Source organism: Arcanobacterium buesumense (genome assembly GCF_012563545.1).
Lineage (GTDB): Bacteria > Actinomycetota > Actinomycetes > Actinomycetales > Actinomycetaceae > Arcanobacterium > Arcanobacterium buesumense.
In genome coordinates this window covers 974,468-999,770 of sequence record NZ_CP050804.1, presented here as the reverse complement: position 1 = coordinate 999,770, position 25,303 = coordinate 974,468, and the positions used below count along the sequence as shown (strand labels likewise).

The window sequence follows — 25,303 nt, the reverse complement described above, 5'->3', positions numbered from 1 at the left end:
TATGAAAAAAGCATCGTCAGTCGTAGGTGCTGCGGGGATCATCGCGTTACTTACCTTGTGTTCGCGATTTATGGGGCTTGTACGGAAACTTGCTCAATCGTGGGCTATGTCTGACGGCGCTGTGGCTGGGACATACGATACTGCTAATACAGTTCCAAATGTGCTCTTTGAGGTAGCTGCTGGTGGTGCATTGGCCGGTGCTGTTATCCCTATTGTTTCTCGGTTCATTGCCCGTAAGCTACAAACCGAGGAATCTCAAACAGTTTCTGCACTTATAACATGGATTTTAACAGTGTCTATTCCGCTCGCCTTCCTTGTTATTGTTTGTGCTCAACCGATTATCGGTTTTCTTGTCGGAGATGCGCCAGAAGCTCAGATTGCTTTGGGGACGAGCCTATTGCGGATGTTTGCTTTGCAGATACCGCTTTATGGTTTGTCTGTAGTTTTTTCAGGTGTTCTTCAAGCTCACAAGCTTTTTGTTTTGCCTGCGTTAGCTCCATTGTTATCGTCAATTATCGTTATTGGTGTTTTTGTTTGGTATGCCTTAGCTGTTGGTCCTAACATCGCACCAGTTGAGGTTACGTCTGGTGCTGTAGCTTTGCTCGGATGGGGGACGACGGCGGGCGTCGTGATTTTTTCTCTTGTGCAACTTCCGGCAGTCATCAAACTCGTCAATATTCGACTAACGTGGCGTTTTAGGCCTGGTTTGGGACGTGAGACTGTTCGGTTAGGTGGAGCCGGGTTAGCGGCCTTATTTGCTCAGCAATTTGCACTCATATGTGTTATGTATTCAACTAATGCGCTTTCTGATGCGGGAACTTTTGCGGCTTTTAACTATGCCTATGCGATTTTTATGGTTCCTTATGCGGTATTGGCTGTCCCTATTGCTACCGCAGTTTTTCCGCGTATTTCAGAGGCCTGTGAACTTGGTGATACTCAAAAAGTACAAAATCTTGTTTGTCGGTCAACCTATCTCGTTTTTGTTATGGGAACAGTTGCGGCAGTTCTTATAGCTACGTTATCTGTTCCAGCTAAAACGGTAGTCGAATTGGGTAATCCAATAATTGGTTTGGATATTGCTTTACAATCTATGGCTTTGGGGGCCATTGGTTTTTCGATTTTGTATCACGGTGCTCGGGTGCTTTATGCTCTTGGCAGACCTCAGCTTGTTGTTCTCAGTAATTCCATTGCATGGTTCACAGTGGTTCTCTTTTTATTAGCCGGCTATGCTATAGGTATTCATGGACGTGAAATGACACTTTTATGGGTGGGTATTGCGCTGTCAATGGGAATGACTACTGGAGTAGTTGCTATTGTTGTTGCGTTACGACGAGCGAGTGGCGCTAGGCGTGTTCTTGGTGATAGGAGATCACTGACACTTGCTCTAGGTGTTGTTGGAGTGGCGGGTACGGTGGCCTGGTTTGTTGTCCCGGCTGTCCAAAAGACATGTGGTAACGGTATCGGTGGTGCTTTTATTGCTGCTTGTGTTGGCGCAGTGATCGTTCTCGGGCCGGTCTTGGCTCTTTTAGGGAAAGATATTAAAAAGAAAGTGTTGTCGTGAAAAAATATCTCACTGTAGCTGGAGAAATACCGTTAAAGGATATGACTGTGGCCGACCACGTCGATCTTCTTTCACGAAAAAAGGAATTTTCCGGTCCGATTTTTGATATTTACAATGACTGTATTAGGTTTCAATCTGGCGATGTGGCAAAGCGTCAATATATGATTCATGATGACGCGGTGGGCATTATCGCTCTGCGTCCTTCAGAAGATTCTTGGCAAGTGTTGTTAATTCATCAATATCGGCACGCACCGCGGCAGTTAATGTGGGAAATTCCTGCTGGTCTATGTGATGTTCCTGGCGAGGCTTTAGTAAATACTGCAGCGCGAGAACTCGCTGAAGAAGCTGGCTATGGTGCTCGTCAGTGGGAACAATTGGCGCGTTTCCATGCATCGGCAGGCGTGAGCGATGAAATGGTCACTATTTTTCTTGCTCGTGATGTTTTCCAGCTTGAAAAGATTGATTTTGAAAGGGAAGACGAAGAGCGGGAAATTTCTGTTCACTGGATTGACATAACCGAAATACGTGATGCTATTTTCCGCGGTGACTTAACCAGCCCAGCACTTGTTGTTGGAATATTAGCAGCATGTGAGAAACTCGTATTCCGGGCATAGAGTTAACACATTCTTTTTTGTGACACTTAGTTGTTCGAGTGTGGCGAAAATTTGTCGGGTCGACTTGCAAAAGTTGAATATTGCAACAAAGATGTTGTGTAAAGGATGCGATAGGTTTCAGGAGGTGGACATGGCGAATATGGTAGATGTTGGAACCCGGGAACAGATCTTGCGGCTAATCGTTGAACGAGGTCCTATCACTGCTGGCGAGCTAGCAAAAATTCTCGTATTAACTCCGGCGGCTGTTCGCCGGCACATCTCTTCGCTCGTTGATGATGATTTAATTGGCGCTTACGAAGGCACTAATCAAGGACCACCACGGCGAGGTCGGCCTTCGCGTCGTTATGTTGCAACAGCTGCTGGACAAGAACTTCTAGGACAAGGTTATGCAGATCTTGCAAACCAAGCATTAGCATTTTTGCGTTCAGAGCTTGGGGATGAAGGCGTTGAAGAGTTCGTGCGGGCACGAACTCAAAAGCTGGAAACTCGATACCAGTCGATTCTGGAAAATTCTGGGAAGTCGACGGCAGAAAAGACAGCGACCCTTGCAGAAGCTCTTTCGAAAGATGGCTTTGTCGCTACTCTTCGCCGGGGTGGACCGCATGCATTAGCTATTCAGTTATGTCAAGGTCACTGTCCTATTCAGGAAGTGGCTAAAGACTTTCCAGAAATGTGTGAGGCTGAAACTGAAGCATTCGCGCGACTCTTAGGAGTGCCGATTCAGCGCTTATCAACATTGGCAAATGGTGGTCACGTGTGTACCACTAATATTCTTTTAGGAATTCCGCAAAACTTGCGTAATCGTGCTGATTCGCAAAGCACAACGCCAGACACACTTGGCGATCGGGAAGGAAATAAATGACCCAAACCGGGACGGGTTCAACTCGACAGTTGTCCCAAGAAGAAACTATTGAAGCGATCGGTGGTAAATACCAGTATGGTTGGCGAGATACTGACAATGCTGGTGCTACCGCAAAACGAGGTCTCGATGAGAGCGTCGTTCGCGATATTTCCGAGCGCAAAGGAGAGCCGGATTGGATGCTGAAAAAGCGTCTAAAGGCTTTGACGTTGTTCCAGAAGCGCCCTATGCCCACATGGGGTGCGGATTTGGCCGATATCGACTTCGATTCGATTAAATATTATGTGAAGTCAACTGAAGGGCAGGCTAATTCGTGGGAAGATTTGCCTGAAGAAATAAAGAATACCTACGATCGTCTTGGTATTCCTGAAGCAGAAAAGGCACGTCTTGTTGCTGGAGTAGCTGCGCAATATGAATCCGAAGTCGTCTATCACAAAATTCGTGAAGATCTAGAAGAACAAGGGGTTATTTTCCTTGATACGGACTCTGGACTTCGCGAACACCCAGAGATCTTCCAAGAGTATTTTGGAACAGCAATCCCGCTTGGTGACAATAAGTTTGCTTCCTTAAACTCGGCAGTATGGTCTGGTGGTTCCTTTATTTACGTGCCCAAAGGCGTTCATGTTGAAATTCCGTTGCAAGCATACTTCCGTATTAACACCGAGAATATGGGACAGTTTGAACGAACGCTAATTATTGCTGATGAAGGTTCATATATTCATTACGTTGAAGGCTGTACTGCGCCGATTTATAAGAGCGATTCGTTGCATTCGGCCGTCGTCGAAATTTTCGTAAAGAAAAATGCTCGAGTTCGATATACAACGATTCAAAATTGGTCTAATAACGTCTATAACCTCGTCACGAAACGCGCCATGGTTGAAGCCGGAGGCACGATGGAATGGATTGATGGAAACATCGGTTCTAAAGTGACGATGAAATATCCAGCAGTGTATCTTATGGGGGAACACGCACGTGGCGAAACTTTGTCCATTGCCTTTGCCGGTGAAGGACAATACCAAGATACTGGTTCAAAGATGGTTCACATGGCGCCTAATACGTCGTCTTCAATTGTCTCAAAGTCAGTTGCCCGCGGTGGCGGTCGGTCAGCATATCGTGGATTAGTGCAAATTGATCCTGAAGCAAAACATTCAAAATCGAACGTATTATGTGATGCCTTGTTAGTTGATTCAATTTCGCGTTCTGATACATACCCTTACGTTGATGTTCGAGTTGACGACGTCGAAATGGGACACGAAGCGACCGTATCGAAAGTTTCGGAGGACCAACTCTTCTACCTGATGTCACGTGGGATTGAAGAAACAGAAGCGATGGCTATGATTGTGCGCGGATTCGTTGAACCTATTGCGCGTGAGCTACCGATGGAATACGCTCTTGAACTTAACCGGCTCATTGAGCTTCAAATGGAAGGATCCGTTGGCTGATGGCACCTGTTATGAATTCCCGCGCAGATCGTGCCCTGTCTTTTACCACTGACACGTTCCCAATCCCTACTGGGAGAGAAGAAGACTGGCGTTTTACACCACTTGAACGTCTGGAAGGTTTCTTTGACGGAGCTAACGGACAAGAACCTGAGGTGAGGGTATCTGGTGATGCTCGCTATGAAATAGTACCTCGAGAAGATTCGCGGCTCGGACAAGTATTTCCTCCCGAAGATCGAGTCTCCGTGATCGAATGGAATGCTTTTAAGCGCGCACATGCTCTTACCATTCCGGCTGATACGCAACTTGAAAACGAGGTTATCGTTGAAATAGTGGCAACTGGTTCGTCACAGGTTTCACCGCTTCACATTTACTGCGAAGCCGAAGCTCATTCTGAATCCACTGTTGTTCTCACTCACTATGGACAAGGCCAAGTTAACGAGGCAGTCGAAATTGTTGTGGGCGAGGGCGCTCATATGACATTAGTGAGTGTGCAAGAGTGGGATGAAAGGGCTGTTCACACATCCTCTCATCGAATCAAACTTGGTAAAGATGCAACGTTGAAACATATAGTTGTTTCACTCAGTGGTAGCCTTATTCGAATCACGTCCTCGGTAGAATATACGGCCCCTGGCGCAGATGTTAATATGCTGGGTGCATATTTTGTTGATGCTGGCCAGCATATCGAAAACCGGCTTTTGATTGACCATAGTGTTCCAAAAGCTACGTCGAATGTAACGTATAAAGGTGCTTTGCAAGGCCAAGATGCACATGCGGTATGGGTTGGTGATGTTCTTATTCGAGCACAAGCAGAAGGGACCAACACCTACGAACTAAACCGGAATTTAGTCTTAACTGAAGGTGCCCGCGCGGATTCTGTTCCTAATCTTGAGATAGAGACTGGCGAGATTGACGGAGCTGGACATGCCTCAGCAACCGGCCGGTTCGATGACGAGCAGTTGTTCTATCTGATGTCACGCGGTATTCCACAAGATGAAGCACGCCGGCTCGTCGTTCGTGGCTTCTTTGCCGAACTTATTCATCAAATCGGGGTTGAAACGGTAGAAAATAAGCTGATGGCAGCTATCGAAGAAGAACTCGACCTGACTATGGGAGGTACGTTGAATGCCCGAGCATAGGGTATGTACTATCGCAGATGTTGCACCTGGAACTGTCCAAGGATTCGAGGTTATCACCGAGAATTCAACACCACTGCCAGTGGCTGTTATTCATTCGCAACAGGGGAACTGGTTCGCTGTTCATAATCAGTGCACTCATGGCAGAGTGAAACTATCTGACGGTTGGGTTGAAGATGAGTCGATTGAATGTTCCCAGCATGGTGCTGCATTTGATCTAGCAACTGGTGAAGTTATGACTCTGCCAGCTTCCCAGCCCGTGACAATCTATCCAGTACGAGTAGACGGCGAGAACGTCTATATCACTGTTAATTCATAAAGTTATACGTTTAAGAGAAGAGAAAATACGTGTCTACCCTCGAAATTAAAAATTTGCATGTTTCCGTAGAAACTGCTGAAGGACCAAAACAGATTTTGCGTGGAGTTAATCTGACAATTAACTCCGGTGAAATTCATGCCATCATGGGGCCAAACGGATCTGGAAAATCTACACTGTCATATGCTATTGTCGGGCATCCAAAGTATGAGATTACTGAGGGTGAAATTTTGCTCGATGGTCAAGATATTACAGAGATGACTGCAGATGAGCGTGCTCGTGCCGGAGTTTTCTTAGCTATGCAATATCCAGTTGAAGTTAACGGCGTGACAGTAACTAATTTTTTGCGGTCAGCTAAAACTGCTGTGGACGGCGAAGCGCCAAAACTTCGCGAATGGGTGAAAACCATGAAACAAGCAATGAAGGATCTGAAGATCGATGAGGATTTTTCCTCGCGTGATGTCAACGTAGGATTCTCCGGAGGCGAGAAAAAGCGGATAGAAATTCTTCAGTTGGAGATGCTTAAACCGAAGTTTGCCGTACTTGATGAAACCGATTCAGGTCTCGACGTGGACGCACTTCGCCTCGTTTCGGAGGGCGTGAACCGTGTCCATGAAATAACGCATAACGGCGTTCTACTCATCACTCATTACACTCGCATTTTGAAGTATATTAAGCCTGATTTTGTTCATGTTTTCGTTGATGGACGAGTAGCGGAATCTGCCGGTCCAGAGCTTGCAGACATTCTGGAAACTAACGGTTACGAGAAATACGAAGGTTAATTTGTGAACACCGCGCTTGCCCCTCGGGAAGATTTCCCCATTTTGAACCGTAAAATTCATGGTGGGGTAGAGCTTGTGTATCTTGATTCTGCCGCAACATCGCAACGACCAACATCTGTTATTGAAGCTATGGCCGATCATGACCGCATGCATAATGGTGCGGTTAACCGCGGTTCACATGTTTTGGCAGGTGAATCAACTGTGGTTGTGGAAGACGCGCGTACAGCCGTTGCCGCATTTGTGGGCGCTTTTCCAGATGAGATCTCTTGGACAAAGAATTCAACAGAAGCCCTCAATGCTATTGCTTACACGTTTTTGAATGCAACCTTGGACTGGCGTATAACAGGTAAAGATACACCACTGGTTTTATACCCAGGCGATAATATTGTTGTTACACGTGCAGAACATCATGCAAATCTTGTTCCTTGGCAAGAATTAGCACGCAGAATTGGTGTTGAATTACGCTGGCTGGATCTAGATGAAGAAGGCCAGATTGATATCGAAACTATCAACGTAATTGATACACGTACGCGTATTGTTGGCGTGACGCATGTATCTAATGTCACCGGTGCTATTTCGCCACTAGATGTTATTATTCCGAAAGCTCGGCAACACGGAGCATATGTGGTGCTCGATGCGTGTCAATCTGTGCCACATCTTCCGGTTGATTTTCATGCCTTAGATGTAGACTTTGCCGCCTTCTCGGGGCATAAGATGCTTGGACCAACAGGTATCGGAGCGTTGTATATAAGACGTGATCTGGGGTCAATCATGCCGCCTTTTTTGACTGGTGGCTCGATGGTTGAGGTTGTGACAATGGAACAGACTTCCTTTGCTCCACCGCCAGCACGTTTTGAAGCAGGAACTCAACCAGTGACTCAAATTGTTGGTCTTGCTGCGGGAGTCAATTATCTGCAACAACTGGGAATGGAAAACGTTGTTAAACATGAGCGTCTGCTTACTGACTACGCATTGACTGCGATGCAAGATATTTCAGGCATTCGTATTCTTGGGCCGCGTACGTCTGGTCGCCGAGTAGGCGTTATTGCGTTCGCTGTTGATGGTGTTCATCCACACGATGTTGGCCAGCTTCTTGATGCTCAAGGAGTTGCTATTAGGGTTGGGCACCATTGTGCGCAGCCTATCCATCAACACTTCGGTGTTTTTGCTTCCTCTCGGATCTCATTTGGACCGTATAATACCGTACATGATGTTGATATTTTCCTCGATCAACTTGCTCGTGTGCGGTCATATTTCGGGGTGGAAGGATAAATATGAACGATCTTGACCAGATGTATCAGCAAATCATCCTAGATGCTGCTAAAGAGCGTCATGGAGAAGGACAGCTCGTTGATGCTGACGGGGAATCATTCCAGGTCAATACTACGTGTGGTGACCAAGCTACAATGCGGGTGATGCTATCTCAAGATGGGAAACGGTTAGAAAAGGCAGCTTGGGAAGGCGAAGGTTGTTCAATTTCGCAGGCATCATTATCAATTATGCACGATCTTGTTGAAGGTAAAAGCTTAGCTGAAGTTGAAGAACTATACGAAGCATTTCGGCATATGATGGATAACCGTGGTGCAGATATCGATGACGATCTTGCCGATCTTCTTGATGATGCATCTGCATTCCAAGGGGTTTCTAAATTCCCAATGCGGATCAAATGCGCATTACTTGGATGGATGGCGCTTCGTGATGCAACAGACCAAGCACAGACTATTAAACATCAGTAGACGCAACTCTAGACTCAACTAGCTTTGCATATAAGGAGAAGACACATATGACTGATTCGTCCGTCACCGTTGCGGAGCTTGAAGAGGCTCTTCGCGATGTCATTGACCCGGAATTGGGTATTAATATCGTTGATTTAGGGTTGCTTTATGGCCTGACGATCGACGGCGATTCGGCCGTTGCCGATATGACGCTGACATCTGCTGCCTGTCCGTTAACCGACGTTATCGAAGAGCAGGCTGCTATGGCGGTGTCTAATTTAGTGAATGATTTTCGTATTAACTGGGTATGGTTACCGCCGTGGGGTCCAGACCGTATTACCGAAGATGGCCGAGATCAGCTTCGCGCATTAGGTTTTAATGTCTGATAAAGGCGGTGTAACGGGTGAAAAGTCTAGGCTTTTCACCCGTTACATTTAGGTGTGTGTCCAGCTACACCATCATGAGATGTAGGAGCACATAGTACGGCAGGTAAGCTATACGTGTGATTCATACGCAAGATCTTTCCATGAATATAGGCACTCGTTCTCTTATCTCACAGGCGACTTTACATGTTAATAAAGGCTGTGCAGTTGGTCTTGTTGGGCGGAATGGTGCAGGTAAAACAACGCTTTTAAGACTGCTAGCTGGTCAAGGTACTACCTCTGAAGTTGTTGAACATAGCGGAATAATTTCGCGCAAAGGTTCAATTGGTTACCTTGCACAAGATCCACGGGTGGGCGATCCAACCGAAATTGCTCGTGACCGGATTCTATCGGTTCGTGGTATTGAGCAAACGTTGCATTCGATACAGCGCGCGGAACACGATATGGCAACCTTAACTGGGGCGCGTCAGCAAAAAGCTATGGAAAAATATGTGCGCCTAGATATGCAGTTCACCGCCGCAGGTGGCTATGCTGCGAAAGCGGAGGCAGCTCAAATAGCTGCTTCGTTAGGTTTGCCAGAGCGTGTTCTAGATCAGGAGCTTCAGACATTATCGGGTGGACAACGTCGTCGTGTTGAACTTGCGCGTGTGTTATTTTCTGACGCGGAAACTCTCCTATTGGACGAACCAACAAACCACTTGGATCACGATTCAATACTGTGGCTCAGAGATTGGTTGAAAAATTATTTGGGTGGTTTTGTTGTCATTTCGCACTCGGTTGAACTCTTGCGTGAAACAGTCAATCAGATTTGGTATTTAGACGCTAATCGTTCAGTTATCGATATTTATTCAATGGGGTGGGATGCCTATCTCAAACAGCGAGAACAGGATGAGGCACGCCGCCGTCGAGAACGTGCAAATGCAGAAAAGAAAGCCGCTACGCTTACTGCTCAAGCTAATAAGATGCGCGCAAAAGCTACCAAGGCAGTTGCTGCACAAAATATGCTCAAACGTGCTGAAAAACTCATGAGTGAGGTAGAAGAAGAGCGGGCCGCCGATAAAGTTGCCCACCTGCGTTTCCCTGATCCAGCGCCGTCTGGAAAAACGCCATTGACGGGGCGCGGGCTGACCAAGTCGTATGGTTCCTTAGAAATTTTTGCGGGTCTAGATTTAGCTATCGACCGCGGATCACGCGTTGTCGTTTTGGGCTATAACGGTGCCGGAAAAACAACACTGTTACGGATTCTTGCGGGTGTGGAACAACCAGATACGGGTGAAGTTATTGCCGGGCATGGATTGAAGCTTGGCTATTATGCCCAGGAACATGAAACTATTGACCCGCAAAAGACGGTTGTTGAGAATTTGCGTTATGTTGCTCCGGAGCTTGATGACACTGGCGTCCGATCAGTCCTAGGATCGTTCCTTTTTTCCGGTGAAGACGCAGATAAATCGGCTGCAGTTTTGTCTGGTGGCGAAAAAACTCGTTTAGCATTAGCGATGCTAGTTGTCTCGGCAGCGAATGTGCTGTTACTAGATGAGCCAACGAATAATTTAGATCCGGCTTCGAGGGAAGAAATTTTACGCGCGTTACGCCAGTATGAGGGGGCAGTTATTCTGGTTACTCACGACGAAGGTGCGGTTGAAGCGCTCGATCCAGAGCGAGTGTTGTTGTTACCTGATGGTGATGAAGACTTGTGGTCCGATGACTATTTAGAATTGATTACGCTGGCATGAAGAAGACACTTATTATTATGCGCCATGCTCAAGCCGGTTATGGACGAAGCGATCGATTGCGCGAGCTAACTGACTACGGCCGCCAGCAAGCGTTATCGATGGGCAGCCAGTTGTCACAGCTAATTGCTTGTGCTGATTTAGCCTATGTTTCGGGTGCGGTGCGTACACGTCAAACTCTTGAAGGGCTGAAATCTGGGGGACTTGCGGTGTCGGAAGTAGATTATCGAGATAGCTTTTATGAGGGCTATTATCAAGACATACTTGATGCTTTATACAGCACACATGATCAGAGATCGACTGTATTAGTGATCGGTCATGAACCCTCGGTTAGCGGCCTTGTTAGCTATCTAGGCGAGCCAAGCGACGAGACCGTACGCTCACTTATGCGTGGATTTTCTCCTGCGTGCGCTGGTGCTATGACGTTTTCTGGTCAGTGGCACAAAATTGATGAGGACATTGCTGGAATGTGGCAACGTATTCTTCCGTAGTTGCACGTCAGGTGAAAGGAAGTGGCGGTGGTTCCACATATGAGATGTGAAACTACCGCCACGGTCCTTGAAGTTTGCTATCCGCGGGTTATATGGACGCCCTTCGGGACGACGACGATACCGCCTTCGGAAATCCAACATCCGCGAGCTTGATCGTGTTCGTGATCAATACCGATTTGGGCACCTTCGTCAATACGTACGTATTTATCGACGATCGCATTAACAACAGTAGCATTACGGCCTACATTGACACCGTCAAAAAGGACAGAGTTGCGTACTGATGACCATGAATTAACGCGCACGTGTGGCGAGAGCACTGAAGCGATTACTTCACCGCCCGAGATAATGACTCCGGGAGAAATAATAGAATCTAGTGCATGTCCGAGGCGCTCGTGGTGGCCGTAGACGAATTTTGCTGGTGGTAGGCCGGTATATCCGGTGTACAGCGGCCAGTCCGTATTATATAAGTTAAAAATAGGATTAATCGCGATAAGGTCTTGATTGGCTTCATGGAACATATCGATGGTGCCGACGTCGCGCCAATAGTTACGATCTCGATCAGTGGAACCAGGAATATCGTTGAAGGTGAAATCGTAAACGCCACAATCGCCCTTGGCGACGAACATGGGGACGATATCCCCACCCATGTCATGCTTAGAGTTTTCGTTATCAGCATCGGCGTGGAGCGCATGCACAAGTGCATCGGCGCTGAATACGTAATTACCCATGGATGCGAGGAATTCTTGCGGTGAATCCGGTAATCCGTCAACATGTTCCGGCTTTTCTAAGAACTGGCGAACTTTTGTTGAATCTTGCGGATCAGTGTCAATCACGCCAAAAGATGAGGACAATTCGATCGGTTGGCGCAAACCAGCAATTGTCAGGCCGCGACCTGATTCAATATGCTGATCGACCATCTGAGAGAAGTCCATCCGATAGATGTTATCTGCCCCGGTAATAACAACATAATCTGGGCGTTCGTCATCAAGAATATTAAGTGACTGGAAGACTGCGTCAGCAGATCCAGAAAACCAACTCTTACCCACACGTTGCTGCGCTGGAACAGGGGCAATGTAATTGTCTAACAAAGTAGACATTCGCCATGTTTGGGAAATGTGGCGGTCAAGAGAGTGTGATTTGTACTGAGTAAGTACCACGACTTTCAAGTAACCAGAATTAACAAGATTCGAGAGGGAAAAATCGATAAGACGATAAATACCACCGAATGGGACTGCTGGCTTTGCACGATCTTGTGTTAGCGGCATCAGGCGTTTTCCTTCGCCTCCGGCCAGAACTATTGCAAGAACGCGGGCTTTTGATCTTTTTGCTCCATACATGTATTCAACTTTAGCTAAGAGTTTTGACCTCCGGGGTGTATTTATAGGATTTTCGGAACAATTAGCAAAACCTGCAAAAAGTTTCCATAATCCTGCAAAGTTTTACCAAGATCGGATAAAAATATGTCTTCACTTTATCTGTTTTCAGGATAAGGTTAAGTGAAAAGTTTTTGGAGCGAAAGGGAGTGCTATGCGCGTCGATCTGCTAACCCGTGAATACCCACCATATATCTACGGTGGGGCAGGAGTCCATGTTGCTGAACTGTCTAAAGTTTTAGCTGCACACGCACAGGTTCACGTGCATGCCTTTGATGGCCCGCGCCAGTCCACTAGCGAAGGGGGGATCGACGTAACTGGATACGATTATTTACCTGATTTATCGGACGCAAATAGTGCCTTGCGTACCTTCGGTGTTGATTTAGCGATTGCCAATAATGTTGGTGGGACAGATATTGTTCATTCGCACACCTGGTATGCAAATATGGCCGGTCATTGGGCCGCCTTGCTACATGAGGTCCCTCATGTCATTTCTGCGCATTCGCTTGAGCCTTTGCGCCCGTGGAAACGCGAACAACTTGGTGGCGGTTACAATCTTTCATCGTGGGCTGAAAAAACCGCATATGAAGCTGCTGACGGCATCGTTGCAGTTTCTTATGGGATGCGTGACGATATTATCCGTTGCTATCCTGATCTGGATCCACAAAAGGTTCACGTTATACATAATGGAATTGACCTAGATGCTTGGCAAGCTCCAAAAACGGAAGAAGGAATTGCGTCCGCGCGTGAGCATGTGCGTAGTTACGGCTTAGATCCAGATAAGCCAACTATTGCTTTTGTTGGACGAATTACTCGGCAAAAGGGTGTGCCTGGATTATTGCGCGCCTTGGCCTATGTGCCCTCTGATGTACAAGTTATTCTTTGCGCTGGAGCTCCAGACACGCCCGAAATATTGGCAGAGACGCAAGAACTAGTTCGTCAATTGCAGGAAAAGCGCACGGGTGTTGTATGGATTGATGAGCATTTATCAAGAGAGAAGATCCAGCAACTTTTAACATGCTCAACGACATTCGTTACTCCGTCCATCTATGAGCCGTTGGGTATCGTCAATCTTGAAGCTATGGCGATGGGACTTCCAGTTGTTGGTACAAACACTGGTGGAATCCCGGACTGTATTGACGATGGCGTAACCGGAACGCTTGTTCCTATCGAGCAGCTCGATGATGGTACGGGTACGCCTGTTGATCCGCAAACGTTTGAGCGCGACTTGGGTTTTGCGTTGGCTGAGATGGTTTCTGATCCACAACGCGCAGCCCAGATGGGTCTTGCAGGGCGGCGCCGGGTTGAAGAAATGTTCTCGTGGGAGAAAATTGCGCTGAAAACAATGGATTTCTATTGTCACATTTTAGCTCAGTAGAGTTAATCTCGGTGAGGAGTATGCAGTAAGGTTAAGGCATGAGTGAAGTTCTTAACGTAACTAATGTAAGCGTACAGCGGCAGGGCAATCGCATTTTAGATAATGTGTCTTGGCAGGTAAACGAAGGCGAACGCTGGGTTGTTCTTGGTCCTAATGGGGCGGGAAAAACGACGTTGATTGCGGTTGCTTCGGGGCGTATGCTCCCGTCGCAAGGTGAAGTGTCTTTGATCGGCGAAGTGACGAGTAGTGCAGATCTCAACGATATACGTGCGTTAGTTGGTGTTTCTTCTGCCGCGGTTGACGCTAAAATTTCTGGGCGTGAACGCGTCCTTGATGTTGTACGAACTGCTGCGTATGGACGCCATTCCTCATGGACTGAAGAGTACGACGAGGAAGATACACAACGTGCTCTTGGGCTACTTACAACACTTGGTGTGGCGCATTTGGCCGACAGATCGTTCGCTACGGTTTCTTCAGGTGAGCGTAAACGTATTGGTATTGCTAGGGCATTAATGAGTGATCCAGAAATCCTTGTATTTGATGAGCCGGCTGCAGGGCTTGATTTTGGTGGCCGGGAGCATGTGATGGAAACGCTTGAAGAATTTGCGTTAGCGCCCTACTCGCCAGTGATGATTTTAGTAACGCATCATGTTGAAGAAATTCCGCTTGGATTCACTCACGCTTTATTGATGAAAAATGGTGGAATTTACACTGCTGGAAAAATTGCTGATGTTCTTACTGAATCAAATCTAACTGAAGTGTTTGGAGTTGAAACACGTTTACGTCATGACGATGGGCGATATTTCGCCAGCGCACGTCGCTAATGTCGTATTTTCCGCAGTTAAAATGATATAATTCATGACGTATATCGTCCTAAGGAGGGCACAATGGCGTGGGGAATTTGGGCAATAATTTCTGCTGTTTTGCTGATTTTAGAATTGCTTACTGTTGACTTTACGTTCACTATGGTTGCGGGCGGTGCACTTGCTGCGGGTGGAGTGTCAGCAATCGGCGGAAATCTTGTTGTGCAAGTTGTTACTTTCGCAATCGTTTCGTCGCTACTTTTGTTTTTGGTGCGCCCCTGGGCGCGTCAGCATATCAACAATTCATCAAAAGGCGAATCGAATGTGTATGCCCTAGCAGGTCAAGAAGGAATCGCCTTGATGCGAATTGATGAAAATTCTGGTCAAGCAAAAATTGGTGGAGATATTTGGAGCGCGAAGACCGTAGAATCGCCCATTGCAGCTGAAGAAAAAGTTGTTGTCACTGCAGTTGAAGGTGCCCAAGTCGTTGTTGTTCGCGCACAATAAAAGAAAAGAAAGGTGTGCATAATGGGGAATGAGTCTGATATCGGATCCATTATTTTACTCGTTGTACTATCTATTTTAGCGTTACTGATTGTAGTTGCTATTTGGCGTGCAGTTTTGCAGGTGCATCAAGGATTTACGGTTATTGTTGAACGGCTTGGTAAATATCATAAGACGTTGAAACCGGGGCTACACTTCCTTGTTCCTTTTATTGACTCGGTGCGTCAGCGAATCGATATGCGTGAGCAAGTTGTTCCTTTCCCACCGCAGCCGGTGATTACTTCCGATAATATCGTGGTAAATATTGACACCGTTATCTATTATCAAGTCACTCAACCAGAAGCTGCCACATACGAAATTGCTAATCCGATGGCAGCAATTGAGCAGTTGGCGGTAACTACCTTGCGTAACATTATTGGTTCCATGGATATGGAGCAAGCGCTAACAGGACGAGATCAAATAAACGGTCAGTTACGTGGTGTGCTAGATGAAGCAACCGGCCGATGGGGAATTCGTGTTTCCCGGGTGGAACTAAAAGCTATTGATCCACCCGCTACTGTTCAGTCAGCAATGGAACAGCAGATGAAAGCGGAACGTGATCGTCGCGCTGCGATTCTAACCGCGGAAGGCATTAAACAGTCCGCTATTTTAACTGCTGAAGGTGAAAAACAGTCGCAAATTTTGCGTGCTGAAGGACAAGCTCAAGCTGCTATCCTGCAAGCCCAAGGCGAGTCTCGGGCTATTTTGCAGGTTTTTGATGCTATCCACCGGGGCAATGCTGATCCTAAACTATTGTCCTACGAATATTTGAAGATGTTGCCGCAAATTGCTGAATCTTCGTCGTCGAAGCTTTGGATTGTTCCAACTGAACTAACTGCTGCTCTCAATGCTGTTACTGCTGGTTTTACAGGCAAGACATCGGAAGAAGATGTGGAAGTGGATTTTAGCGGACTCGATGATAATGAGTTTGCCACTTCACTCGCCCAGACGAATTTGCAAAGCACTGATGAAGCTCTTGCAGATGCCAAGGGAGAAGCTAACCGGGCTATCGAAGTTGCTGAAGAATCTGGTCAGCAGTCCTGATAGTTTCTGATATCTCACGCTAAGACTCCCGCTTGCTAGGTAAAACAGTAAGCGGGAGTCTTGTACACTAAGAGACGTGATAATTGAGCTAGAAACTTTAGACGATCCACGATTAGTTGACTACACGTCGTTGACTGATGTTGCATTGCGGAAAAGTTTGGAAGCCGAACGCGGACTTTATATGGCCGAAGGCGATAAAGTTATTGGGCGAGCAGTAGCTGCTGGGCATACCCCTCGATCGTTTATTATGTCTCATCGGTGGCTTTCTCCCTTAGAGCCAATTATCGCTCAAGCTACTGGTGCTCGCGACGGGGCAGACGTGCCAGTCTATGTAGCTAGTGAAGAGCTTATTGAAAAACTCACCGGCTTTCATGTGCATCGAGGTGCCTTAGCTGCCATGAATCGGCCAGCATTACCCTCGCTTGAGGAGCTTATTGGTGATAATTCTACAGCTCGACGTATTGTTGTTCTGGAAAACCTGGTCAATCATACCAATGTAGGTGCTGTTTTCCGCTCCATGGCGGCACTTGGTTTTGATGCCGTTTTACTGACCGATTCGGCCTCTGATCCGTTGTATCGACGTGCCGTTCGAGTGTCAATGGGAACAGTTTTTCAAGTCCCGTGGACCCGAATAACGCACTGGCCGAGTTCAATGCAAGTGCTAAAGGACTACGGTTGGATAACGGCTTCTCTGGCCTTACGGAAAGATGCGATGACACTAGATGAATTCGCGCGTCTTCCAGAAGTCCAAGCATCAGATTCTAAAGTGGCCCTGATTCTAGGTACTGAAGGTGATGGCTTGAGCCAAGCGACAATTTCACATGCCGACCATGCGGTGATTATTCCGATGACCGGCAATGTCGATTCGCTTAATGTTGCAGCCGCTGGTGCAGTTGCGGCATGGGAGCTACGAGTGCGCTAAAACTGGTTTTCTTGTCCGCGCACATAATGATATGCGGCCAGAGCATCGCGTAGTAGCACTTCTATTGGAATATCGAGGACGATCGAGAGCTTAATGAGTGTACTAAGCCGCGGGTTGAGCGGTGAGTTTCGTTTCCGATCTGAGCGCCCATATTCCATTTGTTGGTAATGCTCCCGATTTATCTGCGCTTCGTAGGCAACTTGTTCTTGAGTTTTCCCTAGTTCACGACGACGGCGAGCTAGAGTTTTGCCTAATACATTTCCTAAAACACGTTCTGCATATGAGTATTCAGCCATACTTTAAGGATTGAGGTATACCCGGCAAAAGTCTGCGGGGTATACCCAGCACGGCGTTGGCAGTAGTTAGGAAATATCTGCGGCGGCCGGAAAGCCGAGCTGACGCCAGGCTTCGTAGACGGCAATTGAAGCCGAATTTGCTAAATTTAGCGATCGGCGTCCCGGGAGCATAGGGATGCGCACGTGCTTAGTGATGTACGGATCGTTGAGGACATCGTCAGGCAAACCAGTAGGCTCGGTTCCGAAGAGGAAAATATCTTCATCACAATAGCGTTCATCGGCATAGCTGTTTTCTGTGTGGGAGGTGAAAGCAAAAACACGATGTGTGTCACCGAAGTAGGCTTTAGCTGCTTCCCAATTAGAGTGGATGACGACGTCAGCAAGGTCGTGATAGTCCAGGCCTGCACGACGTAGATGTGCGTCGTCGAAATTAAATGCCAGCGGTTCAATCAGGTGTAGGCGAGCTCCGGTGCATGCTGCTAAGCGGATTGCGTTGCCGGTGTTGCCCGGGATTTTAGGTTCATGAAATACGAAATTTAACACCTTTTAAGATTAGCGTAAAAACGTAACTAGTTTTACGTGGGAGCCCCGATATAAGATATCGAACAGATGTTCGAGTGAGGGTGAGTGGTGGATAGTCGGCTTGCAGTAGCGCGACGTGTACTAGAAGAAACAGAGCAAAATCTGGGCATTCGGAGTGTGCGCAGTGATGATGGCTTGCATAATGCTTATGCAGTCCCGTCTTATTTAGCTGCTGTTTTTCCGCAAGGTATCAGCCGTGGAAGTGTTGTTGAGGTTTCAGGTTCACTGAGTTTATGCGCATTTTTAGCTGGGATAGCGGCTCAGCAAGGGGCTTGGATAGCTTGTCTTGGGATGCCAACATGGAGTTGCGATCTTGCGATACTTAGCGGAATTTCATTAGAGAAGTGCGCACTAGTTCCGCATGTCTCACATTTTCCAGCGCAAGTATTATCAGCGTTGGTTGAGGGATTCGATGTTGTTATTGCTCCTTCAAACCTAGTTCCGTATAGCCAGCAACGGATTTTGACACGAAAAGTGCGCACTCGATCAGGTTTATTTTTAAGCTTGGGAAACTGGGCGGGAAGCGTTCATCAGATACATAGCCAAATAACTTATGTGTCCGGTACACTACTACGCAAACATCGCTATATTGCGGAAATTGGCCCTATTTCTCATCTTGAATACAAAATATCTTCATGGCAGGGAAGCACGAATATTAAGCTAACTGGTAGTGGATGGAGTTGCGCCTAAATGTATGGAGTCGTCTGGATTCCAGACTGGTCACTGCTTGCTTTTCCTGAAAATGTGGAAAGGATATCTTTGCATAAAACAGGGCTCGGTGTTACACCGGAAGCCAGTGCATTAAACGGGCAAAAATTCAACGATGTGATGGAAATTATTTCTTCTCACGTTTTACACTGTGCCGTGCTTGAGCCAGGATTAGCTGTTTTCATTGTGCCGCGTACGCATACTATCAATCAGCTCGCTGAACTTCTTATCGGAGATTTAGCATTTAATCTAGGGTTAGAAGCGCATATTGGTTGTGCTCCTGGAGTTTTTGCTGCTGTGCAGGCAGCTTATCGAGACTTCTATGCAGAAAGCACTGCTGAAATTTTAGATGATTTATCGATCAGGAGTCTTTTATGCTCATATTTTCCGAGCGAAAAATATCAAAGGCTTCATGAGTTTACTGCTATAGCTGAACTTTGGGGTTGAAACGGATTTCTGATGTTCGTCAGGTAGATAGGCGAGCTTTTCTTACTCGTTTCGGAAAAACAGCACAGGAAGTTTTTGAGCTTATAGAAGGAGCTGACCCTTTTCCACAACCTTATCAAGGAATCGAAAGCATAGTTGTCGAACGTGTTTATGACGAACCGGTGACGCATTCAGATCAGATTGCTTTCTTAGTACAATCTTTGTCCTATGAGCTTGTAGATCAGTTAAACCGTCGGCATGCTCTTGCACGGGAATTACGAATATTTATTAAGTTGAATACGGCAGAGCGTAGATATCGTACGTGGCAGATGCGTGAAATGGATGCCAAAAGTATTTCGCAACGTATTCGTTGGCAACTGTCTGCCTGGTTGCGAGAACAAGCTGTGAATACACAAGATCATGAGACCTTCGATGTTGGGATAGTCGAACTGGCCTTAGGCGCTTACGATCTCTATCCTTTCGGCACTGTACAGGATTTCCTCTGGGGAGGAGATGACACATATTATCGCGATGTTCAGCGAGCAGTGGAACGAGTACGAAGTTTATTAGGGCAAACATCGGTTAAACAAGGTGTCTACTATGGCGGCCGTTATCCACGAGACACCTATAAATATGTCCAGTGGGGTGCGGATGTGAAAGAATCCGCACCGGAAAAATGGGAAAGTCAATTGCCGCACCCGTGGCCTACGATAATGCTAGAAAAACCAGAAAAAATTCAGCCTAAAGATGCTTATGGACACGAATGCTTAGTTACCAGTGATGGTGTTCTTTTTTGCCAGGAGCACTGCGAAAAAATAGATTCCGTTATTGTGCGATACCACGATGAAGAACATCGAATAATAAAGATTTCAGGTCCGTGGATACAGACTGAGGGATGGTGGACTTCAGAAAAAAATTATCACCGTGCTTGGTTGCAATGTGTTAGTGCACGTAGCGCTTTTCTTATCTTTCGCGAGCAGGAGCAATGGTGGATTGAGGGAATATATCAATGAGCCATTACGCAGAATTGCATCTACATTCAGCTTATTCTTTTCTCACCGGAACATCTGAACCGGATGAATTAGTAAAACGTGCTACAGAATTAGAGTTATCAGCACTGGCTATTACAGATTATGATGGTTTTCCGGGGGTTGTACGTTTTGCTCAAGCCGCTCGAAAATATTGCATGCCGACGGTGATTGGTTCTGAATTACGCTTGGCGAAACACGGCCCTCACATGGTCGTATTATCAAAATCTGTCGCGGGCTATCAGACTCTTTCTCGTTGCATCGGTGAAGCTTTTCTCGCATCATCTGAGAAAAGTTCGGCTACCTATGATATTGCTACACTGGCAGAGCGGAGTAAGAATTTATGGCATATTTTTACTGGCGCACGTCATAGTCATGTCTACCGGGTACTTGAACAAAAATCTGGGGTGTGGGCAGTAGAAAGCGCCCGCCGAGAATTGCAGGGGCTAATCGATCTTTTTGGCAAAGATAATATAGCGATGGAGCTAGTGGCCTATGGAGATCCGTATGATCGCGAGCGGCGATTACTGCTACAGCGGCATTGCAGAGGAAGCCGGTGTAGCATGTGTGGCAACTGGGGATGTCCATAGGCCTATTGGGGTCAAAAACCTCTAGGAGACGTTCTCGCTGCAACGCGTTACCGGAAAAATCTAGAGCAGATAAGACCTAAAATGGACGTGTCTGCTCGTATGTTACGATCTCGCCAACAAATGTCAGAAATACAGCGAGACTATCCGCAAGCAGCGGACTACGCGAGAGGAGCTAGGCCAGAGATATGCGATTGATTTTTCGCTCCTCAAGCCCAACCTTCCAGTTTTTCCTGTTCCAGCTCCACACGATGAGCATTCGTGGCTTTCGCATTTAGTAGAGCGCGGTGCGTATAGCCGTTATGGCGATAGAACACAGGCACCGGACGCATGGAAGGTTCTTGACCATGAACTGGGAGTGATTGAAGAGCTAGGTTTTTCTGGCTATTTTTTAATAGTTGAAGAAATAGTTTCTTTTTGTCGGAAAGAACAGATTTGGTGTCAGGGAAGAGGCTCTGCAGCAAATTCTGCGGTGTGCTTTGCGTTAGGGATAACAGCCGTTGATGCAGTTCGACATAAAATGTTGTTTGAGCGTTTCCTTTCTCCGGATCGAGTAGAGCCACCTGATATTGATCTTGATATTGAGGCGCGGGAACGTGAACGCGTTATCCAGCATATTTACCAACGCTATGGACGAATCATGCAGCTCAAGTGGCTAATGTGATTACTTATCGTCCAAAATCAGCAATACGTGATTGTGCCCGAGCGTTGGGCTACGATCATGCACAGATAGATAGCTGGACTGTTGGGCGCCCCAGTACAGAGTTGCTTGACGGTGTACCACAAAAAGTAGTTGAGATTGCTCAACAAATGCAAGATTTGCCACGCCATGTGGAAATTCATTCAGGTGGAATGGTGCTTTGTGATCGCCCAGTAATAGAGGTATGCCACTGTTCAGTGGGCAACAAAACCCGGCAGAACAGTATTGCAGTGGGATAAAGAAGACTGTGCTGAAGCGGGGCTTGTTAAATTCGATTTATTGGGCTTAGGGATGCTGAGTGCATTACGGATAGCATTTACACAGATTCAACGTTCTGGCGTACTGGGTTTCGATGGGAAACCTGTGGGTTTGCACAATAATGATCAGGAAGATTCACGAGTATATGACCTATTGTGTGCAGCCGATACAGTTGGAGTTTTTCAAGTGGAGTCGCGGGCACAGATGGCTACATTGCCACGCTTACGGCCACGGTCCTTTTATGACATTGTTATTGAAGTTGCTCTGGTTCGTCCAGGACCGATCCAAGGAGATAGTGTTCATCCATATATTTCACGACGACGAGGACATGAAAAAGTTACGTATGCTCATCCGTTGCTTAAACCTGCATTAGAAAAACTTTAGGAATTCCGCTTTTTCAAGAACAATTAATGCGAATTGCAATCGATACGGCAGGCTTTAGTCCGGCACAAGCTGATCGGCTTCGGAAAGCGATGAGTGCGAAACGTAGCCATGAGAGGGTAGCTCAGTTGCGTGATGAATTAATCGAGGGTATGAGTGCACGTGGAATAGAGTACTCAACGGCTGAAGAAATATTTCATAAACTCGATGCCTTTGCTGATTTTGGTTTTCCAGAATCACATGCGTTTTCGTTTGCGTAGTTAGTTTACGCAAGTGCTTGGCTTAAAGTGCATTATCCAGAGCATTTTTATGCCGCTCTTTTGGCTTCGCAGCCGTTAGGTTTTTATTCTCCGCAATCGCTACTGGCTGATGCCCGCTTACATGGTATTAACATCTTGCCAATTGATGTATGTTGGTCTGATTTATCTGCAAGTGTTCAAGAATTTTCTGCCCACCAAGCGCAAGGAGACTTAGAGAGAATGGCTCACGTGGATAAGCATCCACATTTAGGTATTCGATTAGGGCTGTCAGATATTAGCGGTTTAGGGAAAGCAGCTGATCGTATTATTCAAGCACGTAAGACTCATAATTTTACATCGGTATCAGATTTAGCTTATCGGGCAGAATTATCAGATCGGCATATTCGATACTTAGCTGGGGCAGGAACACTTGATAGCCTCGGAGTTTCGCGACGTGAAGGTATATGGGCAGCGCAGAGTGTAGCTTTTACTGGGTATCGTATAAGTGATTACTTCCAGCCCACCATCCCTGGAACAGCATTTGGTGTTGAGAGTGGCGCTCTTCCCGAAATGAAATCTGAAGAGAAACATAGGGCAGATTTTTACTTTACGAACACAACGCCTTTTCAACATCCCATGGAATTCCATCGAAAAATTTTAGAACGTGATGGAGTGTTAACTATTAAGCAGGCTAGTGAAAAAACGTTAGGAAACCGGCTGCGTATCGCCGGTTATGTCACTCATCGTCAACGTCCCAGAACGGCACATGGCATAATGTTTATTTCTCTTGAAGACGAAACTGGAATGATGAATATTGTGTGTTCTTATGGCTTATGGGAAAGATATAAAAGAGAGCTGAAAAATAATGCTCTTATTATTCGTGGAATAGTAGAACGATGTGATGGAGCGGTTAATTTTATTGCTGATGGTGTTGAGATGCTTGAAGTAATAATTCATAGCAATTCACGAGATTTCCGCTAATTTTTAAAAGACTGCTGGAACGAAGAGTAAAAGGTAGGCCAGGCAGGATAAGATAGCAGATGTTCAGGAAAGGTAGATTCATGGGAAAACTGAAAAATCTTATACGCATCGCCGCTTTTGCCGGGCCAACGATAGTGAAGGTTGTGACGACGTATGCGCCACAGATCCGCCAGTTAATTAAGGAAAATCCCGAGTATTTTACGACGCTTAAACAACGTTTAGGCACCTTAGCTTCCAGTAATGGAAGAGCAGTAAATCACTTATCTGAGCGGGTGAAGGTTTTGCGTGAGCAAGCCGCTTACTTGTACGCGAGCGCAAATAATGCACATACTGCCCAGCAAGCTGCACAATGGCGTGACGAGTTAGAAAATATTGCGAAAGCCTTACCTGTTCTAGGTCATCTTGATCGCGTTGAAAAAAAGAAAACCCGCAAAAACATTGATCGCCATGTTGACGAGCTCGCAGCTAAAATTGTGCAAGCCACACTTGAAGACGATATCGAAGATGCAGAAATAATTACTGATCAAGAGGATGAGCAATGAGCTTGAATATACCGCGAGTCTCGCACCCGAGTAAAGTAGCTGTTCCGCCATTTTTGATTCGGCTTGCTGCTATCGTTGGAGCACTTGGCGGATTAGTAACAGTTTTGGGAATCTTGATTCCCGGATTTGTTACTGTTTCCCCGGAAAGCATAGTGACATTAGCCGGGGAAGATATTTCTGGTTCCTATCTTTCCTCACCACTTATCGCGACTAAAACAATGGGTGTGGTGTTAGGTATGGGAGGAATCATTTCAATTATTGCTGCTATTCTAACCTCTTCATGGTGGGAAGATCGGAAGAAATTAGCAGCTGCGATGACGTTACTTTTAGCATCCGGCTCATATGACATCGTTTTTACTTTGGTTTACTTTAATGATCCGCATATCCAAGATGCCTATGCTTTGGGTGCGCAATTTGGCCTTGGGCAAGGAATGGTCGTTTTAGGGGCTACTTTTCTTACTATGTCAGGTTTGATGGTGTTTATTCACGGAATGCGGATGAATGTCACAACTATCGATAGAATGTCTCAGCCTGTCATGCGCGAGGATAGCGAGTGAGCTGACAAAAACCTTAGCATGACAGGAAAATGAAGAGGAGACAAAGTTTATTGTCTCTTCCTCCGCATGCTATGTGTTAGCCCTCTGCGTTATTCTCAAAACCTAAAGCGTGGGCTATATTTGGCGGAAAATAGCCAGGGCCTTTTAAAACTTTGCCATCAGCACGGTAGATTGGTTTACCGTCTGCGCCCAATTTAGATAAGTTTGAAGCTTGAATTTCGGCAAGAACTTTACTGAGTGGGATACCAAGCTCAAGCGCCATACCATAAATGACATAAATTAAATCACCAAGAGCATCAGCTACTTCAATGGTGTCACGATTCCCGTCATCAGCCTTCTGTGCAGATTGCCATGCATCTTCGATCATTGATCGGGATTGGGCGCCATAGACTGCGCCAACTAATTCGCTAAATTCTTCAGCAATAAGTGCTAGCCGCATATGGATACGTTCCCGGTTAGCGTTCGGCGCATCATTTACGATGGGAAGGTTATATGTTTCATGGAACTGGCGTACAAGATCTTCGGGCCGGTTTGAATCTGGAAGTTCATGCTGTGTACTCATACCTCAAGCCTATCTTTAGCGAGAGGATTTTGCTCTGATGAGGCAAAATAATAAACGTATCTCAGATCACATCTAAAAATGAGGTATTAATTTGGCGTCACTGGGGAAGGGGTGATAAATTTTAATCCGTTGCTTGGAGTGATGTTTTCAAAGAAACATCGCCAACCACCTGCGCGGGTGGCGGAATAGGCAGACGCGCTAGCTTGAGGTGCTAGTCCACGTATAGTGGGTGGGGGTTCAAGTCCCCCTCCGCGCACAGGTAAAAGTCCCATGTGATTCGTCAGATGGGACTTTTCTTATAGGCGTGTATTATTGTCGTTCTGATATTCAGATATGGATGGCGTGTACTGGCCTTGCTAAGTTGAGG

Annotated in this window: 26 protein-coding genes, 1 tRNA gene and 1 pseudogene; 24 read left to right on the top strand and 4 right to left on the bottom strand. The window is 46.4% G+C overall.

What is annotated here, in order from left to right:
* Window position 1: 1 nt before the first annotated feature.
* The 12 genes from murJ to HC352_RS04490 all read left to right on the top strand — a co-directional run bounded on the left by murJ (window position 2) and on the right by HC352_RS04490 (window position 11,026).
* A complete protein-coding gene (gene murJ / locus HC352_RS04545) occupies window positions 2-1,561 on the top strand; it encodes a murein biosynthesis integral membrane protein MurJ (RefSeq protein WP_168917784.1) in 1,560 nt (519 codons plus the stop codon).
* Complete coding sequence (locus HC352_RS04540; RefSeq protein ID WP_168917783.1) at window positions 1,558-2,175, top strand: NUDIX domain-containing protein; 618 nt, start codon at window positions 1,558-1,560, stop codon at window positions 2,173-2,175. Before murJ ends, HC352_RS04540 begins: the two co-directional genes overlap by 4 nt.
* 130 nt (window positions 2,176-2,305) lie before the next feature.
* Complete coding sequence (locus HC352_RS04535; protein ID WP_168917782.1) at window positions 2,306-3,037, top strand: helix-turn-helix transcriptional regulator; 732 nt, start codon at window positions 2,306-2,308, stop codon at window positions 3,035-3,037.
* Window positions 3,034-4,476 (top strand): Fe-S cluster assembly protein SufB, encoded by a 1,443-nt coding sequence (sufB, locus tag HC352_RS04530; protein WP_168917781.1) that lies wholly within the window; start codon window positions 3,034-3,036, stop codon window positions 4,474-4,476. The genes HC352_RS04535 and sufB overlap by 4 nt, the downstream gene beginning before the upstream one ends.
* Complete coding sequence (gene sufD / locus HC352_RS04525; RefSeq protein WP_168917780.1) at window positions 4,476-5,612, top strand: Fe-S cluster assembly protein SufD; 1,137 nt, start codon at window positions 4,476-4,478, stop codon at window positions 5,610-5,612. Before sufB ends, sufD begins: the two co-directional genes overlap by 1 nt.
* Window positions 5,599-5,928 (top strand): Rieske (2Fe-2S) protein, encoded by a 330-nt coding sequence (locus tag HC352_RS04520; protein WP_168917779.1) that lies wholly within the window; start codon window positions 5,599-5,601, stop codon window positions 5,926-5,928. Before sufD ends, HC352_RS04520 begins: the two co-directional genes overlap by 14 nt.
* A 29-nt stretch (window positions 5,929-5,957) precedes the next feature.
* Window positions 5,958-6,707, top strand: a complete 750-nt coding sequence (sufC, locus tag HC352_RS04515) for a Fe-S cluster assembly ATPase SufC (protein WP_168917778.1) — start codon at window positions 5,958-5,960, stop codon at window positions 6,705-6,707.
* A gap of 3 nt (window positions 6,708-6,710) precedes the next feature.
* Window positions 6,711-7,979: a SufS family cysteine desulfurase gene (locus HC352_RS04510; RefSeq protein ID WP_168917777.1), complete on the top strand. Its 1,269-nt coding sequence runs from the start codon at window positions 6,711-6,713 to the stop codon at window positions 7,977-7,979.
* A gap of 2 nt (window positions 7,980-7,981) precedes the next feature.
* Entirely contained in the window at window positions 7,982-8,443 is a 462-nt protein-coding gene (gene sufU / locus HC352_RS04505) for a Fe-S cluster assembly sulfur transfer protein SufU (RefSeq protein WP_168917776.1), read from the top strand.
* A gap of 47 nt (window positions 8,444-8,490) precedes the next feature.
* Complete coding sequence (locus tag HC352_RS04500) at window positions 8,491-8,808, top strand: metal-sulfur cluster assembly factor (RefSeq protein ID WP_168917775.1); 318 nt, start codon at window positions 8,491-8,493, stop codon at window positions 8,806-8,808.
* Window positions 8,809-8,924: 116 nt separating this feature from the next.
* Entirely contained in the window at window positions 8,925-10,538 is a 1,614-nt protein-coding gene (locus tag HC352_RS04495; RefSeq protein ID WP_168917774.1) for an ABC-F family ATP-binding cassette domain-containing protein, read from the top strand.
* Window positions 10,535-11,026 (top strand): SixA phosphatase family protein, encoded by a 492-nt coding sequence (locus tag HC352_RS04490; RefSeq protein WP_168917773.1) that lies wholly within the window; start codon window positions 10,535-10,537, stop codon window positions 11,024-11,026. The genes HC352_RS04495 and HC352_RS04490 overlap by 4 nt, the downstream gene beginning before the upstream one ends.
* A gap of 77 nt (window positions 11,027-11,103) precedes the next feature.
* On the opposite strand, the gene glgC is transcribed toward HC352_RS04490, so the two are convergent.
* Window positions 11,104-12,363: a glucose-1-phosphate adenylyltransferase gene (glgC, locus tag HC352_RS04485; RefSeq protein ID WP_168917772.1), complete on the bottom strand. Its 1,260-nt coding sequence runs from the start codon at window positions 12,361-12,363 to the stop codon at window positions 11,104-11,106.
* Window positions 12,364-12,553: 190 nt separating this feature from the next.
* On the opposite strand from glgC, the gene glgA reads away from it, so the two are divergent.
* The 5 genes from glgA (at window position 12,554) to HC352_RS04460 (ending at window position 17,089) form a co-directional block, all read left to right on the top strand.
* The gene (glgA, locus tag HC352_RS04480) at window positions 12,554-13,777 is read left to right on the top strand and encodes a glycogen synthase (protein ID WP_168917771.1); all 1,224 of its coding nucleotides are present in this window, start codon (window positions 12,554-12,556) and stop codon (window positions 13,775-13,777) included.
* 38 nt (window positions 13,778-13,815) lie between these two features.
* The gene (locus tag HC352_RS04475; RefSeq protein ID WP_168917770.1) at window positions 13,816-14,601 is read left to right on the top strand and encodes an ABC transporter ATP-binding protein; all 786 of its coding nucleotides are present in this window, start codon (window positions 13,816-13,818) and stop codon (window positions 14,599-14,601) included.
* Window positions 14,602-14,664: 63 nt separating this feature from the next.
* Window positions 14,665-15,087, top strand: coding sequence for an NfeD family protein (locus HC352_RS04470; RefSeq protein ID WP_168917769.1), 423 nt, complete (start codon window positions 14,665-14,667; stop codon window positions 15,085-15,087).
* A gap of 21 nt (window positions 15,088-15,108) precedes the next feature.
* A complete protein-coding gene (locus HC352_RS04465) occupies window positions 15,109-16,167 on the top strand; it encodes an SPFH domain-containing protein (protein WP_168917768.1) in 1,059 nt (352 codons plus the stop codon).
* A gap of 76 nt (window positions 16,168-16,243) precedes the next feature.
* Window positions 16,244-17,089: a TrmH family RNA methyltransferase gene (locus HC352_RS04460; RefSeq protein ID WP_168917767.1), complete on the top strand. Its 846-nt coding sequence runs from the start codon at window positions 16,244-16,246 to the stop codon at window positions 17,087-17,089.
* On the opposite strand, the gene HC352_RS04455 is transcribed toward HC352_RS04460, so the two are convergent.
* Window positions 17,086-17,385, bottom strand: coding sequence for a helix-turn-helix domain-containing protein (locus tag HC352_RS04455; RefSeq protein WP_168917766.1), 300 nt, complete (start codon window positions 17,383-17,385; stop codon window positions 17,086-17,088). The two genes, HC352_RS04460 and HC352_RS04455, sit on opposite strands and share 4 nt — an antisense overlap.
* A gap of 66 nt (window positions 17,386-17,451) precedes the next feature.
* The gene (locus HC352_RS04450) at window positions 17,452-17,928 is read right to left on the bottom strand and encodes a tRNA (cytidine(34)-2'-O)-methyltransferase (RefSeq protein WP_168917765.1); all 477 of its coding nucleotides are present in this window, start codon (window positions 17,926-17,928) and stop codon (window positions 17,452-17,454) included.
* Between the two features lie 84 nt (window positions 17,929-18,012).
* Here HC352_RS04450 and imuA' point away from each other — a divergent pair, with 84 nt between their 5' ends.
* The 6 genes and pseudogenes from imuA' to HC352_RS04420 all read left to right on the top strand — a co-directional run bounded on the left by imuA' (window position 18,013) and on the right by HC352_RS04420 (window position 24,374).
* Window positions 18,013-18,657, top strand: coding sequence for a DnaE2-dependent mutagenesis accessory factor ImuA' (gene imuA', locus HC352_RS04445; RefSeq protein ID WP_168917764.1), 645 nt, complete (start codon window positions 18,013-18,015; stop codon window positions 18,655-18,657).
* Window positions 18,658-19,122: a hypothetical protein gene (locus HC352_RS04440; protein ID WP_168917763.1), complete on the top strand. Its 465-nt coding sequence runs from the start codon at window positions 18,658-18,660 to the stop codon at window positions 19,120-19,122.
* Window positions 19,113-20,114: a DinB/UmuC family translesion DNA polymerase gene (locus HC352_RS04435; RefSeq protein ID WP_168917762.1), complete on the top strand. Its 1,002-nt coding sequence runs from the start codon at window positions 19,113-19,115 to the stop codon at window positions 20,112-20,114. The genes HC352_RS04440 and HC352_RS04435 overlap by 10 nt, the downstream gene beginning before the upstream one ends.
* Window positions 20,111-23,275, top strand: a pseudogene (locus HC352_RS09275) (error-prone DNA polymerase). The gene HC352_RS04435 and the pseudogene HC352_RS09275 overlap by 4 nt, the downstream one beginning before the upstream one ends.
* A gap of 80 nt (window positions 23,276-23,355) precedes the next feature.
* Window positions 23,356-23,817, top strand: coding sequence for a hypothetical protein (locus HC352_RS04425; RefSeq protein WP_168917761.1), 462 nt, complete (start codon window positions 23,356-23,358; stop codon window positions 23,815-23,817).
* Window positions 23,814-24,374 (top strand): hypothetical protein, encoded by a 561-nt coding sequence (locus HC352_RS04420; RefSeq protein WP_168917760.1) that lies wholly within the window; start codon window positions 23,814-23,816, stop codon window positions 24,372-24,374. Before HC352_RS04425 ends, HC352_RS04420 begins: the two co-directional genes overlap by 4 nt.
* A 76-nt stretch (window positions 24,375-24,450) precedes the next feature.
* Here the strand turns inward: HC352_RS04420 and HC352_RS04415 are convergent, their stop codons facing one another.
* A complete protein-coding gene (locus HC352_RS04415) occupies window positions 24,451-24,936 on the bottom strand; it encodes a pyrophosphohydrolase domain-containing protein (protein ID WP_168917759.1) in 486 nt (161 codons plus the stop codon).
* A gap of 171 nt (window positions 24,937-25,107) precedes the next feature.
* Here HC352_RS04415 and HC352_RS04410 point away from each other — a divergent pair.
* Window positions 25,108-25,192: transfer RNA gene (locus tag HC352_RS04410), tRNA-Leu, on the top strand.
* Window positions 25,193-25,303 lie beyond the last annotated feature (111 nt).

Coding starts and splice junctions, on each gene's coding strand:
- glgA (WP_168917771.1), top strand. CDS start 12,554: ATGCGCGTCGATCTGCTAACCCGTGAATACCCACCATATATCTACGGT.
- HC352_RS04415 (WP_168917759.1), bottom strand. CDS start 24,936: ATGAGTACACAGCATGAACTTCCAGATTCAAACCGGCCCGAAGATCTT.
- HC352_RS04490 (WP_168917773.1), top strand. CDS start 10,535: ATGAAGAAGACACTTATTATTATGCGCCATGCTCAAGCCGGTTATGGA.
- sufB (WP_168917781.1), top strand. CDS start 3,034: ATGACCCAAACCGGGACGGGTTCAACTCGACAGTTGTCCCAAGAAGAA.
- HC352_RS04470 (WP_168917769.1), top strand. CDS start 14,665: ATGGCGTGGGGAATTTGGGCAATAATTTCTGCTGTTTTGCTGATTTTA.
- sufU (WP_168917776.1), top strand. CDS start 7,982: ATGAACGATCTTGACCAGATGTATCAGCAAATCATCCTAGATGCTGCT.
- HC352_RS04475 (WP_168917770.1), top strand. CDS start 13,816: ATGAGTGAAGTTCTTAACGTAACTAATGTAAGCGTACAGCGGCAGGGC.
- HC352_RS04465 (WP_168917768.1), top strand. CDS start 15,109: ATGGGGAATGAGTCTGATATCGGATCCATTATTTTACTCGTTGTACTA.
- HC352_RS04420 (WP_168917760.1), top strand. CDS start 23,814: ATGAGCTTGAATATACCGCGAGTCTCGCACCCGAGTAAAGTAGCTGTT.
- HC352_RS04440 (WP_168917763.1), top strand. CDS start 18,658: ATGTATGGAGTCGTCTGGATTCCAGACTGGTCACTGCTTGCTTTTCCT.
- glgC (WP_168917772.1), bottom strand. CDS start 12,363: ATGTATGGAGCAAAAAGATCAAAAGCCCGCGTTCTTGCAATAGTTCTG.
- HC352_RS04455 (WP_168917766.1), bottom strand. CDS start 17,385: ATGGCTGAATACTCATATGCAGAACGTGTTTTAGGAAATGTATTAGGC.
- HC352_RS04500 (WP_168917775.1), top strand. CDS start 8,491: ATGACTGATTCGTCCGTCACCGTTGCGGAGCTTGAAGAGGCTCTTCGC.
- murJ (WP_168917784.1), top strand. CDS start 2: ATGAAAAAAGCATCGTCAGTCGTAGGTGCTGCGGGGATCATCGCGTTA.
- HC352_RS04520 (WP_168917779.1), top strand. CDS start 5,599: ATGCCCGAGCATAGGGTATGTACTATCGCAGATGTTGCACCTGGAACT.
- HC352_RS04535 (WP_168917782.1), top strand. CDS start 2,306: ATGGCGAATATGGTAGATGTTGGAACCCGGGAACAGATCTTGCGGCTA.
- sufD (WP_168917780.1), top strand. CDS start 4,476: ATGGCACCTGTTATGAATTCCCGCGCAGATCGTGCCCTGTCTTTTACC.
- HC352_RS04425 (WP_168917761.1), top strand. CDS start 23,356: ATGGGAAAACTGAAAAATCTTATACGCATCGCCGCTTTTGCCGGGCCA.